At 30.1% G+C, this 18128-nt stretch carries 17 protein-coding genes; 10 read left to right on the top strand and 7 right to left on the bottom strand.

Translation table 11 applies throughout. The features are described from left to right. Positions 1–105 precede the first annotated feature (105 nt). From ACZ451_RS02065 to ACZ451_RS02075, 3 genes are all read left to right on the top strand, one after another. Entirely contained in the window at positions 106–630 is a 525-nt protein-coding gene (locus tag ACZ451_RS02065; RefSeq protein WP_464215423.1) for a hypothetical protein, read from the top strand. Further along, entirely contained in the window at positions 608–1582 is a 975-nt protein-coding gene (locus tag ACZ451_RS02070; protein WP_464215424.1) for a lantibiotic dehydratase C-terminal domain-containing protein, read from the top strand. The genes ACZ451_RS02065 and ACZ451_RS02070 overlap by 23 nt, the downstream gene beginning before the upstream one ends. 798 nt (positions 1583–2380) lie before the next feature. Beyond that, a complete protein-coding gene (locus ACZ451_RS02075) occupies positions 2381–4642 on the top strand; it encodes a glycoside hydrolase family 3 protein (protein ID WP_464215425.1) in 2262 nt (753 codons plus the stop codon). On the opposite strand, the gene ACZ451_RS02080 is transcribed toward ACZ451_RS02075, so the two are convergent. Beyond that, positions 4622–5572, bottom strand: coding sequence for a hypothetical protein (locus ACZ451_RS02080; protein WP_464215426.1), 951 nt, complete (start codon positions 5570–5572; stop codon positions 4622–4624). The two genes, ACZ451_RS02075 and ACZ451_RS02080, sit on opposite strands and share 21 nt — an antisense overlap. A gap of 124 nt (positions 5573–5696) precedes the next feature. Between ACZ451_RS02080 and ACZ451_RS02085 the strand changes: the two genes are divergently transcribed. The 3 genes from ACZ451_RS02085 (at position 5697) to ACZ451_RS02095 (ending at position 8968) form a co-directional block, all read left to right on the top strand. Further along, positions 5697–6692 (top strand): glycosyltransferase family 2 protein, encoded by a 996-nt coding sequence (locus ACZ451_RS02085; protein WP_464215427.1) that lies wholly within the window; start codon positions 5697–5699, stop codon positions 6690–6692. 505 nt (positions 6693–7197) lie between these two features. Next, on the top strand, positions 7198–8277 hold the full coding sequence (locus tag ACZ451_RS02090) for a DUF547 domain-containing protein (protein ID WP_464215428.1): 1080 nt from the start codon (positions 7198–7200) through the stop codon (positions 8275–8277). Then, on the top strand, positions 8264–8968 hold the full coding sequence (locus ACZ451_RS02095) for a TIGR04283 family arsenosugar biosynthesis glycosyltransferase (RefSeq protein WP_464215429.1): 705 nt from the start codon (positions 8264–8266) through the stop codon (positions 8966–8968). The genes ACZ451_RS02090 and ACZ451_RS02095 overlap by 14 nt, the downstream gene beginning before the upstream one ends. A 9-nt stretch (positions 8969–8977) precedes the next feature. On the opposite strand, the gene ACZ451_RS02100 is transcribed toward ACZ451_RS02095, so the two are convergent. After that, positions 8978–9991 carry an N-acetylmuramoyl-L-alanine amidase family protein gene (locus ACZ451_RS02100; protein ID WP_464215430.1) on the bottom strand — a complete coding sequence of 338 codons (1014 nt, stop codon included), beginning with the start codon at positions 9989–9991 and terminating at the stop codon, positions 8978–8980. 95 nt (positions 9992–10086) lie between these two features. Further along, positions 10087–11145 carry a flavin monoamine oxidase family protein gene (locus ACZ451_RS02105; protein ID WP_464215431.1) on the bottom strand — a complete coding sequence of 353 codons (1059 nt, stop codon included), beginning with the start codon at positions 11143–11145 and terminating at the stop codon, positions 10087–10089. A gap of 180 nt (positions 11146–11325) precedes the next feature. Here ACZ451_RS02105 and ACZ451_RS02110 point away from each other — a divergent pair, with 180 nt between their 5' ends. Genes ACZ451_RS02110 through ACZ451_RS02125 form a run of 4 tightly spaced genes read left to right on the top strand, consistent with a single transcriptional unit; the run spans position 11326 to position 13806 of the window. Next, a complete protein-coding gene (locus ACZ451_RS02110; RefSeq protein ID WP_464216883.1) occupies positions 11326–11931 on the top strand; it encodes a VOC family protein in 606 nt (201 codons plus the stop codon). 2 nt (positions 11932–11933) lie between these two features. After that, positions 11934–12740 carry a DUF6503 family protein gene (locus ACZ451_RS02115; protein WP_464215432.1) on the top strand — a complete coding sequence of 269 codons (807 nt, stop codon included), beginning with the start codon at positions 11934–11936 and terminating at the stop codon, positions 12738–12740. A 1-nt stretch (position 12741) separates the two neighbouring features. Next, complete coding sequence (def, locus tag ACZ451_RS02120) at positions 12742–13269, top strand: peptide deformylase (RefSeq protein WP_464215433.1); 528 nt, start codon at positions 12742–12744, stop codon at positions 13267–13269. A 42-nt stretch (positions 13270–13311) separates the two neighbouring features. Then, positions 13312–13806, top strand: a complete 495-nt coding sequence (locus tag ACZ451_RS02125; RefSeq protein WP_464215434.1) for a DUF302 domain-containing protein — start codon at positions 13312–13314, stop codon at positions 13804–13806. A 289-nt stretch (positions 13807–14095) separates the two neighbouring features. Here ACZ451_RS02125 and ACZ451_RS02130 read toward each other — a convergent pair whose 3' ends face one another. From ACZ451_RS02130 to ACZ451_RS02145, 4 genes are all read right to left on the bottom strand, one after another. Next, positions 14096–15355: a BamA/TamA family outer membrane protein gene (locus ACZ451_RS02130; protein ID WP_464215435.1), complete on the bottom strand. Its 1260-nt coding sequence runs from the start codon at positions 15353–15355 to the stop codon at positions 14096–14098. Between the two features lie 65 nt (positions 15356–15420). Beyond that, a complete protein-coding gene (locus tag ACZ451_RS02135) occupies positions 15421–16149 on the bottom strand; it encodes a hypothetical protein (RefSeq protein WP_464215436.1) in 729 nt (242 codons plus the stop codon). A 4-nt stretch (positions 16150–16153) separates the two neighbouring features. Next, positions 16154–17152: a glycoside hydrolase family 113 gene (locus ACZ451_RS02140; protein ID WP_464215437.1), complete on the bottom strand. Its 999-nt coding sequence runs from the start codon at positions 17150–17152 to the stop codon at positions 16154–16156. A 58-nt stretch (positions 17153–17210) separates the two neighbouring features. Beyond that, a complete protein-coding gene (locus ACZ451_RS02145) occupies positions 17211–18125 on the bottom strand; it encodes a hypothetical protein (protein WP_464215438.1) in 915 nt (304 codons plus the stop codon). Positions 18126–18128 lie beyond the last annotated feature (3 nt).

Consider the following 18128-nt stretch of genomic DNA (forward strand, 5'->3'; position numbering starts at 1 on the left):
CTAAAAAAATGGTTTTGGATTATTATGATAGTTTTATTTTACAAATCATAGAATCTATTTCTTATAAATAAGATATATAATGAAACATATTAATCTTAACCTTATATGGAAAAAATAGTCTTTAGAATTTTTACATATAAAAACAAGTCAGTGGACAAAACATTGTTACTTAAAAGCATTTCGTGGCTCTTTGCAACAGTATTTATTATTAGTTTAAACTTAGGAGTATTAGCAGTGTTTCAATGGTTTAACAAGAAGATATTTTACACTCAAATTGAATTAAGTAATGACGTGGTAACCATATCTAGTCATGACAAAAACATTGAAATGCTTAAAAATAGACCATACGAAGTAAAAAATATAGATGAATATACTATAACAAAAACAGAAAATATCCAATTGGTTTATGGCAATAAAAATAAATTCTCCAATCTAGGCTCTCATTATATAATTATACCACATAATAATCAACTAACATTAAAACTATCTGATAAAATAGAGCTAAATTATGATGCTAACTTTTTAATTACTTACTATTCATTTTTTAAGCAGAATGCAACCCTTTCTTATACATTAGAACACTTAAAAACAAATAAATTAATATATTATGGAAAACTTGAATATAACTAATAATGAAGTTTTGGTATCATTTAATTTGTATTACGATGATCTCGATAAGCTCTTAATAAAATGTATTGTAAATCTTTTTGAGGAATTATCAGATCAAGAAGAAATTTTACACCAATCTTTTAATCGAAGTTGGGAAAGAGGCAAAAACTTGTTTTTATTATTTAAAATTTCTTCAAGATCATTTCAAGAACACTTAAATGAAATTGTAAATAAAAAAGTTAATGCTTTTTTTAAAGAGTACCCTGCAGAAATAAAAGAACTCGAGTTTCCAATTAATGACTGGTTTCTTCCTTATTCTAACAATCAAATTGTACTCAATAAAAAATATTATCCGGACATAATGGAAGTGGGGGGATTAGATGCTTTTAGAACAACACAAGATTTAATACCGGAATTATCTTCTACTGTTTTGGCTATGATGGAATCTTATGGTGAAGATTGGTCTCCTGCAAATACTATGGGGTTAGCTATTCAAGTTCAACTATTATTCATTCAACCCTTTTTAAAAACTTATAAGGGAGTAAATGCTTTTTTTGACTATTGTTTTACTAATACGTTAAGCAAAATTCAAGATGGAACTTCTGAAGATCAAATTAAAAATTTAGTTGAGGGCTTAAAACAGACTTTCAATGCGCAGTCTGATCAGTTATCAAATTTTGTAGAGTATATTATGAATTCATTAATTGAAGAAGAAGAATTTGAAGATGATTGGATGAACGAATGGGTTAAAACTGTTCAGTTGGTTAATAGTAAATTTGAACTACTGGAAAAAGAAGGAAAATATATTATACCAGAAGGTTTTGAAGTAAAAGACCCAACAAGCAAAGAAAAAATATGGCCAGTATTAGAATATTTTGTACGTGCTTTCAATGCTCAATTTGGAATACAAGATGCTTATGAATTAAATCTATTATATTCCTTAAAAGCTTCTTCTATTAATTTATTGAATTAAAAGAATATTGGTCAGAGATTAATGTAAAACCTGTAGTTTACTTACATCTCTTTATTGATGTCAAAAATATATTTTTAAATGATTATGATATGGTAATTAAGAAAAGGTTTTGTTTTAAAAAAGTTATGTAATAAATAACGTAAGTTCGACGTGAAAAGTTTATTTTTTATAAAGAAAAAGCAAAATATTTAGTAAAACAAAGTACTGAATTTTAATTTATTGTAAAATATTCTGTTTATGATATCTACCATGAAAATCACTAAGATTTTCTGTCACACTGATACTTTTTTTTAAAAATTTTGCTCTCTTTTGGTAAAACAGCTTGATTTCTAATGGTAAAAAACGCATGAGGAAGCCATGGACGTCAATTTCAAAAATTATGACCACTTTTTCATCTATGAGCTATTGAACATTTAAAAAATTCTGTATGGGTTATGTATGCAAATATTTACAGAACGAATTTCCGAATCTATTATCCAATAATCGTATGATAGAGCTTAAAAAGTACAGTTTCAATTATTTGGTAAAACAGTTAAGAAACATAGTTTTATAGAAAGAGTTTTCTACCCTATGTATTATCATTAGGATAAGTTTTTCAGGCAAATATATAAGGTAATGAGTTTTAATTGTTAGCGATATCAATTACTACATATAAAAGTAGGAGTTAGTTTAGCTATCTAGCAATAAGTTAATTACAAAAACATTTAATAACTTCGTATATTGTAAGATGTATATTAACCATAAATTATGGTCTTTAAAATGACAAAGAAAGAATTCTTAGAAAAAAAAATGGCCTCCATGTCACAGAGAGAGAAAATCGGCCAAATGACTCAGATTGATTTATCTGTTATTTTAAATGACCCGTTTAATTTACCATTTAGCAACATTAATGAAGACTTGTTAAATAAAGCGATCAATAAATATAAAGTGGGTTCTATTCTTAATCCAGGTCTTTGTGCTAGAACTGAGAAAGATTGGAGAGAAACTATTGCTAGAGTTCAAAAATTAGCTCTAAAGTCCTGTCAAGAAATTCCTATATTATTTGCTATTGATGCTATTCATGGAGCAAACTACACAACTGATTCAACTCTTTTCCCTCATAATATTGGTCTTGCTGCTACAAGAGATACGGAATTAGTAAAAAAAATTGCTCAGGCTAGTGCAAGGGAAATAAGAGCATCTGGTATAAGGTGGAATTTTCATCCAGCCGTAGATTTGGGTAGAAATCCTGTTTGGTCAAGGTTTTCTGAAACATATGGAGAAGATGTAGAATTATGTAAGCAATTTGGGGTTGCAGCTATTACAGGTTATGAGGGATCTAATTTATCCTCTAAAAAGCAAGTTGCAGCTTGTGCCAAGCATTTTATTGGTTATTCTAATCCCAGAAGTGGAAGAGATCGTACACCATCATATATACCAGAAGACGAATTAAGAGAGTATTATCTTCCTCCATTCCAAGAAGCCATAGAAGCAGGTGTTTCATCTATTATGGTCAATTCTGGAGTATTAAATGGTATTCCTGTTCATGCAAGTAAATACTTACTTAACGATATATTGCGTAATGAATTAGGATTTAATGGTATTATAATTTCTGATTGGGAAGATATTAATCGTCTGCATCAAAGGCATGGAATAACAAATAACTTAACAGAATCAGTAAAAAAAGCTATTCTAGCAGGAATAGATATAAGTATGACTCCATTTGATTTTGATTTTTGTGATGTATTAGATAATCTTTTATCAGATCCACAAGAAATTGAAATTAAACATAGAGTAGATGAAGCTGTATACCGCATACTTTCTATGAAATATGATGTTGGATTATTTTCAAATGCTTATCCTGAAAACACTTCATTGATTAATTTTAAAGAGGAACACACATCATTAGCATACGAGTCTGCTTGTGCATCTCTTACCCTATTAGAAAATAAAAATCAATTACTACCTCTAATTGAATCTGAACCTAAAAAAATCTTGATAGCTGGTCCTTGTGCTAATAATTTACCATCTCTTCATGGCCCATGGTCATACACTTGGCAAGGAGATAAAGAAACATTAGAGTGGGTAGATTTTAATAATTCTGATAAAAAAATGACTCATTATCTTTTCCCAAAAGATACAAAAACAATATTTGAAAGTTTGGACTCAACAAATCATAAAGTAACTTGTTTATCCCATAGGTCTTTTACAGATTGCTCAAACTTTGATCATAATAAATTTATAAATACAAGTAAAGATCAGGATTTAATTATTTTATGTTTGGGAGAAAATGCCTCTACGGAATCTCCGGGTGCAATAAGAGATTTAAGTCTAGATACATGGCAATTAGGCCTTTTGGAAGAAGCAATAAATACAAATAAACCAGTTGTTGTTATTCTTGTTCAGGGAAGACCAAGAATTTTAGGTTCTTTAATTGAGAAAGCAGATGCCGTATTGATGGCTTATCAACCCGGTAGTCAAGGGGCCAATGCAATAAAGGATGCCCTAATTGGCAACATAAATCCTTCAGGGAAATTACCATTTAGCTATCCAAAACATACTAATGATTTTGTATCATATGATTGCAAATGGACAGAAATGAATGTTGAATTAATACCTGGAAAATATACGAATGAAGGATATAACCCACAATGGCCCTTTGGCCATGGTTTGAGTTATTCAACTTTTGAGTACTCTGGTTTTTCACTAGACAAATTAAAAGATAGGTTGTTGATAAGTGTAAAAATCAAAAATGTAAGTACTATAGAAGGCATTGAAATTGTAGAACTATACATCCGACAACGTGTTGCTCAAAGAGTACCATCTATTAGAAGATTAAGACAATTTAAAAAAATTCAACTCAAACCTAATCAAGAAAAAAATGTAAACTTTACACTAACAAAAAAAGATTTTTTGCTAGATCCTAATCTTGAAAACTCACAATTAGCGGGCTTATATGAAATACTAATTGGAGGTTTAGGTTTTGAATTAGAAAATTCTGAAAATGGTAACGATGTAAACTACCTTAATTCATTGACAATTAATCTAACTGAAAAAGATTTATTTTCGTTTGTTAGCTAAACCAGTCATTATTGCCAAAATAGTAACTTTCGAATAAAGATCTATTCCTAAGTGGCTGAAAATAATATTTATATAATATTTATACAATGACCACCTCTTTTGGTTTTGTTTTGGGGTTCCTAAATTTTCGTTATATCTAAATTGGTTGTGCTCAATGTATACTCCTTCTTCTTGTAATTGAACTATTTTTTGATATGTTTCTTGGCAATTTAGTATAAAATTATTTATCCAATCTTCATCGAAATCATCTCCTTCATGAATTGCTTCAAAAATATATAAAAATAATGGTTCATAATCTTCTACATGTGTTTCTGCAATTTTAAAACTATTTTCTTTAGCTGTTTTCTTAGTAAGCTCTAAGTCTTCAACTCCTTCTAGATAGATAAATGAGTCTAAGCAGTTTTGAGTCATCCATATATAAAATTCATTTTGTTCCATAGGGGATATCTCAAAACTAGCACAAAATATGGTATGCATGTAAAGACTAATTTTTATTGAGGAATCAAATGTGATTTTCTCTCTTTCAATAAGGGATAAATATATGTCGGTTTGTTTGGTTAAAAAATCAAATGATACCTCAGAAGCCTGCAATCCTCCAATTTGCGAAATATCCCAGGAATAATCTTCTATCTCCTCAATTGAATTTTGCGGAAAAGGCAAGAACCAATCATCAATGGGCAATGTAATTTCTTCTAAAGGTATAGGATAATTTGACATATAGTTTTGGATATGATCCTTTAAAGAATTTACATTCTTTGATTTAGCATCTTTTATTATCAGTTTAATCGATTCATTCTCTTCCCTTCGTCTATCAAGTAATACTCTAATATTTGGTTCGGCTAATTTCAATTTGGTTAAATAGTCTAACAAACAATTATTAATTAATTGAACAGGATTGTCGTAATAAACTTTCAAACAAAATCTACTCATAATTTATTTTTTTAATTAAAAAATTCTAAATTGATATCAAATTACAAAATTCTATTATTTAAATCAATAAAAACATTTTTGTATGGACACAAATAATATTGAATTAACTTTCTGTACAACTTCCATGAATCGAACGCATCATCTAAAACAAACACTTCCACAAAATTTACTAGATAATTCAGATAACACAAATGTTGATTTCCTAATTCTTGATTATAATTCTTCAGATGGATTAGAAAAATGGATAAAATCTGAAATGAGAGAACATTTAAATTCAGGAAAAGTAAAATATTTTAGAACAGAAGAGCCTCTATTTTTCAACAGAAGTCATTCTAGAAATTTAATGTTTCGTCTGGCTGAAGGAAAATATATTTGTAACATTGATGCAGATAATTATACAGGCTTAGGTTTTGGAGATTATTTATTGAACGTATTTAAACAAAATCCTAATACAATTATAATACCAGATTTAGAAGGCAAATATTATAAACTTCAGGATGCAGTTGGTCGTTTCTGCTGTAGTAAAGAAGATTTTATGGCTATAGATGGATATGACGAACAAATGGAAGGATATGGTTATGAAGATGTGGATTTATATCACAGGCTATTACAACTTGAAAGGGAAGTTGAAGTAATTAAAAACTTAGATTTTCTAAAAGCTATTAAACATGGAAACGAAGAGAGAGTTCAAAATGAATATTTTGCAACTTATTTTGATTCAATGTTGATCAAATACATCTCACATTTAGAATCCGAAATTATTGTGTTATTTTCAGATGGAAAATTCTTGAAAAGTATAATTAGACGACCTACTAATAAAGAAATTCCGCCCGTAATATTGCTCAACAATGCATGGAAACAAGGTAGTTGGACAAAAACAGAAGAAAATATTTCTCTTCAAGTAGAAAATGGCGATTTTCAAGAGTTTAAATGGAATCAGAAGGATGAATATTTCCAACACAAAGATTCAAAATTTTATCTATTTAAAGGAATTAATGTTCTAGCTAATATTGATTATAAACTTTCTTTAATCACAAATTATGGTCGTTTTATGCTAAATAAGACAACTAAAGAAAAGATTAACCCTTCTGGTTTTGGTATTGGAAACGTCAATTCTTAGTTAATTTCTGTCACTTTTAAGATCTAAAAATAGCTTACTAACAGTGTTGTAAAATTCAAAAAAATAAAATTGAATGCATCTATAAACACAGACCCACAGATGATAATTAAAATTATCGATCTTTTCTTGGATAGAAGTCTTGTGAATACAATCCACTTTGGGATATAAATCTACAGAGAAACTTGAAATAAAAGTAGATCATCAAAATATAGCAGCTTAAATATTCCATGTTTGTAATAGTTTCACTTCGATAAAAATAATTAAAAAACACTTCACCTATAGCATTAAAACTGTATATCACAGAATTACTAAGTAGTAGTAAAATTACCCCTTTCGATTCAATAAATTAACTCCATATCACCTATTTAGAAATAGATAAGTGTAAGAAAGTATAGATTTCATCGTCCAAAATAATAGCAAAACATTCTACTTTGATGGTTATTTCTAACCATACAATTATAGAATTGAAAAAAATAATATGCATTTTGCACCAAAAACAAATAAAATGATTTCATCAATAATATTAACAGCAGTAACATTACTTTCTTCTTGTGGGAACAAGAATACTTCTGAAAAAAAAATTAATCCTACTGAGATTAAAACAGAAAAAGTTATAACAAATACTCCAAAAGAAATAATATCCGAAAATGCACCCAAAGAAGTTTTAAAGGTACCGAATGAAAAAACAGATCATGATACTATTTCTATAACTAAATCAGAAGAAACCGAAGCATATACGCTGCCAGAAAAAGAATCTCAACTTAAAGATGTAGTTAAAACTCCAACAAAACCAATTAAAAAAGAAAAAGTGATTGAAAAAGAAACTATTGTTACGGCTGAAGAAGTTATAGATGAGCCAGTGATAGTGAAAGAAGAAATTACTACAAAAGAAACTGTAAAAGAAGAACTTATATCAGAAACACCTGTTGTTATTGCTGGTGTAAATCATGCTGATTGGAATGCTTTACTTAAAAAATATGTAAATACCAATGGTGATGTGGACTACAAAGGCTTTAAAAATGATATTACAGCCTTAACTGCGTATTTAGAAAGTTTAGCTAAAAATCCCGTTGCTAGTACTGCCTCAAAAAACGATCGTTTGGCATACTATATTAACCTATATAATGCAGGTACAGTGAAACTTATTTTAGATAACTACCCTACAAAAAGTATTAAAGACATAAAAGATCCATGGGGCAAAAAAATAATTACTGTAGGAGCAAAAAAATATTCGTTAGGAGATATAGAACATAAAATATTACGCAAAATGAATGAACCAAGAATTCATTTTGCGATTAATTGCGCTTCATATTCTTGCCCAAAATTAGTAAATAAGGCCTTTTTAGCAAATACTATGGAAAAACAATTAGAAGCAGCAGCTAAAGATTTTGTAAATGATACAAAACGTAATATTATTGCGAAAGATAAATTACAACTGTCTAATATTTTTAAATGGTATAAGAAAGATTTTACAACAAATGGCACTTTAACAAGTTATATTAATAAATATACCACTGAAGAAATTAAAGAAAATACAAAAATCAATTATTTAAAGTATAATTGGAATTTAAATGAACGTAAGTAGTCCTAAAATAAGCATTATAATTCCTGTTTTAAATGAAGCAGGTTATATTGAAAATATAATTCAGGATTTAAGAGAAAAAACTTCTCCAAATACTATTAAAGAAATTTTAATTGTAGATGGAGGAAGTACTGATAATACTGTAGCACTCGCAAAAAGCAATAACACCACGGTACTTTCTTCGGAAAAAGGGAGAGCTAAACAATTAAACTGTGGTGCTAAACATGCCACTGGTGACCTATTGTACTTTTTACATGCCGATACAATACCTCCAAAAGATTTTGATTGGTGTATCTTAAAAGCGGTTTCAAAAAAAAATCAGGCTGGGTGTTTTCAAATGAAATTTGATAGTAAAAGTCGGTTTTTAAAATTCTTCTCTTGGCTTACTAAAATTAACCATAAGATTTGCCGTGGTGGAGATCAATCTTTATTCATCACAAAAACGCTATTTAATTCCTTAGGCGGTTTTAACGAAGATTATATTATTTATGAGGATAATGAATTTATTAGCAGAATATACAAATCAACTAAATTTAAAGTACTCCCGTTTAGCGTAAGAACTTCTGCCCGTAAATACGAAGAAAAAGGCAAACTTAAATTACAATATCATTTTGGTATTATTCATTTAAAAAACTTACTTGGCGCTTCTCCTGAAGAATTACACGACTATTACAAACGTAAAATTTCTGCTTAATGCAGTTCTTTACTTGTTCTCAAAGTCTAAGATAGCCCCTTCGGAAATCCATTTTGCTAAAGCTTGTCTGTTTTCTGGATCTAAAATTCTACGCTGATCTTTTACATTACTAATATTTCCAATTTCTATAAAAGCCATAGGAGGATCTGTTTTGTTTATAACATACAAACCTCTGTCTAAAAAAGTACCATTATAAATTCTGCTAGGTTGGTATTTTTTATATTTCTTTACAAAAGTTTTATGCATGTTTTCTGCAAAACGCTGTCCGTTTTTGCTTTTTTTATGATGGTAAAAAAAGACATCTATCCCCTGCCCTTTTCTTCTACTATCTACATGTGTTACAATAAGTCGCTGATATTTACCTCTGTTTTTTGCATACAAATCATTAACTACCTTTGTACGTTGCTTTAAACGCGCTGTTTGATTTAAAGGAATAACCAATTCTGGATAAACCACCTCATCATGGTCTATTTCTAATATCCGATCATCACGAATACCATCATCTGGATCTCTAACAATAACATATACTTTTGCACCATGTGATAGTAATTCTTTTGCCAAACGCAAAGTAACATCATAAGCATACTCATCTTCTGAAATTTCTGTGCCATTATAAGTAGTCATAGCACCAGGATCTGGACCACCATGCCCAGAAATTAAATAATACACAGCGCCTTCTAACCGTGTACTTTGTGGAAATACTTTTTGATGTTTATCCCCAAAAATAGCGTATGTAGGCACATCTTCTAAAACAGCTCTTACTTTTATCTTAGTAGCTTTAGGAATACTATACTTCTTGCCCTCATATAAATGCACACTATCTCTGAGCTTATCTATATTTAACGCGACAAAATCGTCATATACTTCATATGGGTTTAACCCTTGCTTTCGCAATAAAGAAAGAATACCGTCTCCTTTTTCTGCGGTAACAGTTACCAATGAATCTTGTCCAATAACTTTGTTGAAGTTCAACACAAAGAAGAAAGCGCAAAAACTTAATTTATAGAAAAACTTTATTTTCATTCAGGAATTTTATTTCAAAATAATCAAAAACAATGCCTCAATAGCATACATCTAATTACAAAGCTAAAGAATGAGGTTTTCTTTTTGGGTTGATCTTAAATTTTTAATTCACTATTTCTTAACAATAACACAGCATTTTTTGCACTAGAAATAGCACCGTCCATATAACCTCCATACAACATGGCTGTTTCTGCTCCTGAAAAAACTAATTTACCGTTCATAAAAGTTTTTTGAAATATAACATTTCCATAGGATGGACTGATATACACAGATTTAATTTGATTGTTTGAGGTATGCATATCTTCTGACCAATCTTTTTCTTGGTAGCTTATATATTTTTGTACTTCTTGACCCAAATATTTTTCTAGATAATTTAATATTCTATGTTTTCGGGCTTCAGGAGAAAGGTCTCGCAAGCCTTCATTAATAAAACCCATTAAAGAAAAATATTTGTTTTCATAATCTGTATGATCATATAATTCTGTTACTGCTCCTACTTGACCTATTAGAGTTCCAGATAAGTTTTTCTCTCGCCAAAATGGTCGTTTAAAAGTTATCCCAATTTTCATTGCATTACTCATCCAAGTATGTGTTTTGTTCATTGCAGCAATAACTTGTTCTGGCAACTCAGGGCAAAATTTAATGCGTGTAGTAATATTGGGCGGAATGGTATTAATAACTTTTTGCGCAGTATAAGTACCACTATTCGTTATCAGATCAACTTCACTCCCTTTTTCTTTTATTTCTAAAACGGAAGTCTCGGTTTTTATTTTGGCTAAAAAAGGCTTCGCTACATCTTGTATCATTGCCATAGAACCTCCCGCAATACGGTATGCCGAAGGTGCATTAGGATCCGTTTCAAAATAATGCTCTGGCGCCATTGAACTATACACTAAAACACTTTTGCCTTTATTATATTGATGGTATTTGGCTATTCCTAATTCATCTACCAGATCAATTACGTTTTTATGATGTGTTTGAAACCATGTCGCCCCAAAATCTATGTTGTGATTTGTTAAAATTCTACCTCCAATCCTATCTCTAGATTCTAGAATGATAAAATCTGTTTCTCCAGATTTCGTTAACTCTCTAGCTGTTATAAGCCCGGATAAACCAGCTCCTACAATTATATATTTTGAAAATGAATTTTGCATATCTTACTCGGTTCATATTAAGAAGAATTAAAATTACTGATTGCTGATTTCTTACTAAACTAAATGAGGTATTATTTTTAAAATCGCTTTAATTCTTATCATAATTTTAAGAAAAACCGACATAGTTTAAAATACCTTTGAAATAAAAACAAAAATCCTATCAGCAGAAAAATAGATCATATTGTTTATTCGGTTTTCGACTTAGAAAAAGCGATGCAAGACTTTGAAAAAAAGTTAGGTGTGCGCGCAATTTTTGGTGGCTATCATACCACTCAAGGCACTAAAAATGCACTTATTAATCTAAATGATGGTATGTATTTAGAATTAATAGCACTAGATAATAATACTACTATTAAACCTCCAAGATGGATGGGCATTGATGCTTTAAAAGAAGAACAAATTACACGTTGGGCTATCAAATCTAATGATTTACAAAAAGATAGTATGAGTTTAAAAAAATACAACCTAGAAATGGGACGTATTGCTGGTGGCTCTAGAAACACTGATACTAATTTTTTATTGCAATGGGAGTTAAGCATGCCACTACCCTCACCCGAAGTGGAATTAGTTCCTTTTTTAATAGATTGGAGTAAAAGTGAAACGCATCCGCATAAAGAACTCCCAGATATGAAATGTGAACTCCTAGAACTCAATACTATGAGCACAAAACATAAAACATACCATACTATTTTTAAAGAATTACAGCTTACTAATCTTGTAAAAAAAGGAACTCAAAAAAAAATAACCGCAATCATAAAATGTCCAAATGGCATTGTAGCATTATAAATATGAACACACTACTAAAAAACATTGTTTTCTGTACGGTATTCCTTTTAATTTCTTGTAATACTAAAGAAAAACAAACTGATAAAAATACAGCTTCTCAAAAAGAGGTTTCTGAAGATAAAACACCTAAAAGTGAACTTCCAAAGGCAGAGATCATCATAAATAAAGCAATAAAAGCGCATGGAGGAGATTTATATGAAACTGCAGCATATACTTTTGAATTTAGAAAAAAGCAATATACATTTCAAAATAAAAAAAATGGGTATACTTACACCGTAAAAAGCACTAAAGAAGGTAAAAAAATTATAGATGTTTTAGAAAACAACTCGTTTTCTAGAACTATAGATAGTGTAAATATAGCTGTAACTGCAAAAGAAATTAAAACCTATACAGAAGCGCTAAATTCTGTGGTTTATTTTGCTACCTTACCTCATAAATTAAACGATAAGGCTGTACATAAAAAGTACAAAGGCACAACGAGTATTAAAGGTATAAGTTATCATGTTATTGAAGTGAGTTTTGATGAAAAAGGGGGTGGTACCGATTTTGATGATGAGTTTGTATACTGGGTAAACGAGATTACTAACACAATAGATTATATTGCTTACAAATACCATGTAAATGAAGGTGGAGTTCGTTTTAGAACCGCCTATAATGCTAGAAAAGTAGGTGGAATTATTTTCCAGGATTATGTAAACTATAAAGCACCCATGAAAACAGTTTTAGAAGATTTACCTGCCATGTTTGAAAAAGGAGAATTGAAAGAACTCTCTAAAATAATTACTGAAAATATAAAAAACCTCAAATAATATGGCTGTATTAGATGTCATAAAAATGGGCAATCCCTTATTGCGAAAAAAAAGTATTTCGGTAACTCCATCTGAATTCCAAAGTGCTACTTTTCAAACTTTTTTAGATGATTTAGTTGAAACACAACGCCAACATAACGGAGCTGGTATTGCTGCTCCTCAAGTTGGTATTCTTAAACGTGTTTTTACCATGGAAATGAAAGATAATCCTAGATATCCAGATCGGAATTCTTTTCCTTTATACATAGTTATCAATCCTGAAATAAAACCTACTTCAGATATACTAGTAGATAGTTGGGAAGGTTGTTTATCTATTCCTGGTATTAGAGGGCAATTAAAAAGGCATAAAACTATTGTACTGTCTGGACTAAATAGAAATGGTATTCCTTTTGAAAAAGAATTGGATGGTTTTGCTGCTGTTGTAGCGCAACATGAATTAGACCATTTAAACGGAACTTTATTAATAGACAGAATGGACTCTATGGAAACACTAACTTTTCAAGAAGAATATGAAAAGTTTTGGATGTAATATATATCAGAAAATTATAATTTTAGGTTAACACAGATTAAAATGAAAAAAATATTTTATGTACTTATTTTTAGTATGATAGTATTCAATTCTTGTAACGACCAAGAAAGCAAACTTTCACAAAATACTAGGGTTATGGAAAATAATGGTTTAATTGAAAAAGTAAGTGCAAAAAATTTTGATGACACTTACAATACACTAAGAAATATAATTGAGACAAATCCTAATCTTAAAATTATACTAGAATTAGACCATAGTAAAAATGCTGCTTCGGTAGATTTGGAATTAAACCCAACACGAATTATTTTGTTTGGAAACCCAAAACTAGGAACAGTTTTAATGAAAGACAATCAGACTACTGGTATAGATCTTCCTCAAAAAATATTAGTGTTCGAAAAAGATGGAGTTGTTAAAGTAGCCTATAATGATCCTATTTACCTTAAAGAAAGACATCAACTTAGCAGCAATACTGAAGAAGTTCTTAAAAAAGTGAGTGGTGCTTTAGATAAGATAACTAATAGCGTTATTCGTCAATAAATTCAGTTAGCAGTTAGCAGTTAGCAGTTAGCAGTTAGCAGTTAGCAGTTAGCAGTTAGCAGTTAGCAGTTAGCAGTTAGCAGTTAGCAGTTAGCAGTTAGCAGTTAGCAGTTAGCAGTTAGCAGTTAGCAGTTAGCAGTTAGCAGTTAGCAGTTAGCAGTTAGCAGTTAGCAAAAAATAATCTTTATAAACTATTAAACCTATAAACTCATAAACTTTTTTAAATAAACTTCTAAACTAGCAGCGCGAATAAACTATTAAACCTGTAAACTCCTTATTACTCATAAATTTAAAAATACTGCCCTATACCAAATACTATTCCATTAGCTTTCTCTGTAATACCTATACCATAATCTATCCTAAAAATAGCATTAAAGATTTTTTTATGCATAAAACGTAAACCTGCACCTGGAAAAACTCTAATATTTTGGTCTTGTCCAAAGTCACTAAAATCACCTCCCGGATTACGCCAAGAACCGGCATCTATAAATATATTGCTTTGTAAAATAAACCAATCCTTATCAATTAAGGTATGTCTGTATTCCGAATTTAATATAATAGCACCTGTTCCTCTATCTATAGTATTCCCTACACCTCTTATATTTAAATTATTATCCACAGAAAAAGGTGCAAAAGGAGTATCTAAATTACTTGCAAGTCCTAGACGTAACCTGTTTGCTAAATTTCCTTTTTTACCGATCCGATGATAGTATGTAAAATCATTAAAGCCAATTAAAAATTCTGGCAAACTAGTATCTGAACTACCAACATATTGAAAATTTAAATAACTTTTAAAGCCTTCTAAATATTGGTACTCATAATTTACATTATTAAAATCATAAATAAATTTGAGTAAATGCTTTTCCACATTTAAAGCTAAAGGCACTTCTGGACTAGTAGCTCCTGAAATATATTCATAGTCTTCAACAAAAAAACTAAAACCTAGTTCTATTTTGCTTTTAAAATCTATTTGATAGATCCCAGAAAGTTCTATTCCCTCATTATTATACTTGTATTGTGCATCTTCATTTTCAAAAAAAACAGGTTCTTGCGTTGTCAAGTCTTTATAACTTAATCCCAATCCAAATTTGTCACTAAATAAATAAGGTGCTTTAATATTTACACCAAAAGAATTAAAAACATCAAACTGATAAAAGCCTCCAATTTCTATATTTCTCCCTAAAAAGTTAAACTCTTCTAAACCTACCCTAAAAGCAAAATCGTCATTGGAAGATGAATATAAATTTGCAAATGGAATAAGCGTAAAATTTTCTTCTAAATGATAATATACATTATAACCATCAAGATCAGACGGGAAGACTTGAAAATAGGCATGTGATATAGAAGGCAAACGTTTTAAGCGCTCGATATCTTTCTGCATCAATAAAGAATCTAAAGCCATACCTGGCTTAACCTTTGTTAATTTCTTAATTTCTGATACTTTAGTGCGCTTTAAGCCTTCAACTTTTAAATCTACAATAGTAGTGTTCTGCGCAACAGCAAAATGAAAAATGAAAAAAATAAAAAAAGACAAACATGTCTTTAACATAGCTGTTGTATAAATTATATCTAGTCTGTAAAGATACGATATGAATGCCTAAAAAAGTTGACTAACTACCTAATAATAAAGGATATTTCTGAAAATTGATTTACCCAATTATCTTCACTTACCGCTAATAAAGAAAAATTATACGAAGTTCCTAATTCTAAATTAGGAGGAGTGCCCTGAGTAATATTTAAAACTACATTATCTAACACATAATATTGAAACGTTTTATCAAATGTATAGGTTCCAGAAATAAAATTATTTTGAAGATCTGAAACTACTTCAAAATAGATTCTTGAATCATCATACGTCCCATCAATCCATGAAAAAGTTGGCATGCCATCAGCAGGATCGGTTACTGAAATATTATCTGGCAAATATTCTGTAGGTTTTGTAAGATGCTTTAACCTAATTGGGTTAGAAATATGTGTTTTACCCTCTTCTTCAAATGCTACTATAACCCATTTTTCTACTGTTGTGCTTACCTCATATTTTTTAAGAAAACCATTAAAAACATCTATTAGCGGGGCTTCTATTTCTTGATAATTACTTAAATCATTTTTATCACCTAAAACATCTATAGCCTCAAAACACTGAATATTGGTGACACCATCTCTAGGATATAAAAAAATACTAATTAAATCGTTATTTTGATTGCTAGCTGCACATGCAATTACATTATCTACAACAATTTCCTTATCTAACAAAGAATTCACTGCCGCTAATTCACCATTAGATCTATCTGTAGCACAACTAATTACAACTATTAAAAGAATACTACACAACAACTTTTTCATAAAATTATTCTTTATAATACTTGCTTAATACTTCTTGAGCTGGTTTATTTTGAGGTGTAAAGCGGTTATTATCCAATCCTCCAGACCTTTCATGATGTATAAACCATTTCCAAACATATCCCCCAGCAAACCACTCTTCTTTCCAAAATGTTTCTAGTATAGCCTTAGTTGCATTTGTTTGCGCCTGTAAATTTACTTGACCTTCATTCCTATCCGTCGCCCATGGTTTTTTAGCCGTATAATCTATACTCCGGTAACCATATTCGGTGAACAAAACTTTTTTATCTTTTGTTTTAGCGAGTTTTGCTATCGCTGTTTTCCATTTTCCCCAACCTTGTTTTATACTTTCTACTGATGGTGTTTTTTCATCTGAAAGCGGAAAATAAGCATCAATACCAATAAAATCTACATCTCCCCAAAAAGGTACTCTACTATACTCATCCCAATTTGCTGCATAAGTAAGTTTACCTTTATATATTTTTCTAATTTTTTGTATCAATTCTACCCAATAATCAGCTCTATTTTTCACAAATTGTTCTAATTCTGTTCCAATGCAAAATACATCCGTATTGGTTTCAGCTGCTAATTCCGCATAGGTTATTATAAAATTTGTGTACGAATCTTCTAAGGTTTTCCAATCTTCTTCAGATTTCATCTTTAGGGTTCCTGTAAACTCCCCTCTCCATATCCATATTTGAGGTTTAAGCATCACCCTTATTTTATTTTTATGGAGTATTTCTATGTATTGTTTAGCACCAGCTTTTGTTTCCCCAAACCATTGCCTGTCTGTATTAAAAATAATTTCTGGAGACGAAATATCTCTAATAAACCCAAAAGGCATTACTGCTGCATGATTGGCATTTATATTGACGACAGGTTGCACCTGATTTTGCGTCACTTTTTCTCTTGAAGCAACAAAGCTTACTCCATTAATTTTTTTGTTAGATTGGCTGTTACAGGAGAACTGTAACAGACATAAAAACAAAAGCCCTATATTTTTCATTCATAGCAATTTTAGAATATAAAAATAGGGCTTTTAAAATATTGTAAAAACTTAAGTACTAGAAAATTCCTCTTATTCCTAAATTAAAAGTTTCTCCTAAACCAGTATTATTTCCTCTTACAAAATTGGTATATAATAACTCTAAATTTAATGCTTTTGTTAATTGATATTTTGCACCACCACCAAGTGCTGTAAAATCTTGTGTAAAATCGTTCCCTAAATCTAAACGTTGTGTGTGTTGTGCTAATACCAAAACTGTAAATTTAGAACTTGGAAAATAACTTAAGAAAACTCCAGGATTAATATTTAAGCTATTGTTAGCAAAACTCTTTTCTTTGTCTCCTAAGCTAAGTTCAGTAGTCAACTCCGAAAATAACTGCCACTTTGCTCCAGGAAAAGTATAATCATAAAACAAACGGTTTTGCCATAGGAAGCCGTTTTGCTCTAAAAACACCCCATTATTATCGTTTATTGGAAGAAAATCTTCACTTTCATTATCAATTAGTGGAATAAAAATAGAACTTTGAATAGAAAAATTACTTAATGATGGAAATGGAACAAACTTTATAGATGGTGCAAAAGCAGTTAAACCAGATCTTGCAGTACCAGTTTCTCCATCAAATTTAAATACATCTAAGGCATCACGACCAGCTACAGCATTAGAACGCAATCTTGCGATAAAACCTAGATTAACTCTTTTATTATTCCCTACTCCTGTATAAAATTCAAAAGTAGAAGTGAAAAATGTTTCTCTTGGAATACTTTGATCTGCATTAGGTGAAAACGTACTTTTTGTTTGTGTATATAAATTATTGAATAATTTTAAGTCTACTTGTCCTTTCCCTATTAATTTTGAAGGAGTATATTGTTGGATATTACTTTGTTCTGGAGCATCTTCATCTTCTTGTGCAAAACCAGTTGCAGTTGCTAAAAGTAAACCTGCTACTAATGCGTATTGTTTTAGTGCTTTCATTTT

It is taken from the genome of Allocellulophaga tsushimaensis, assembly GCF_055383085.1.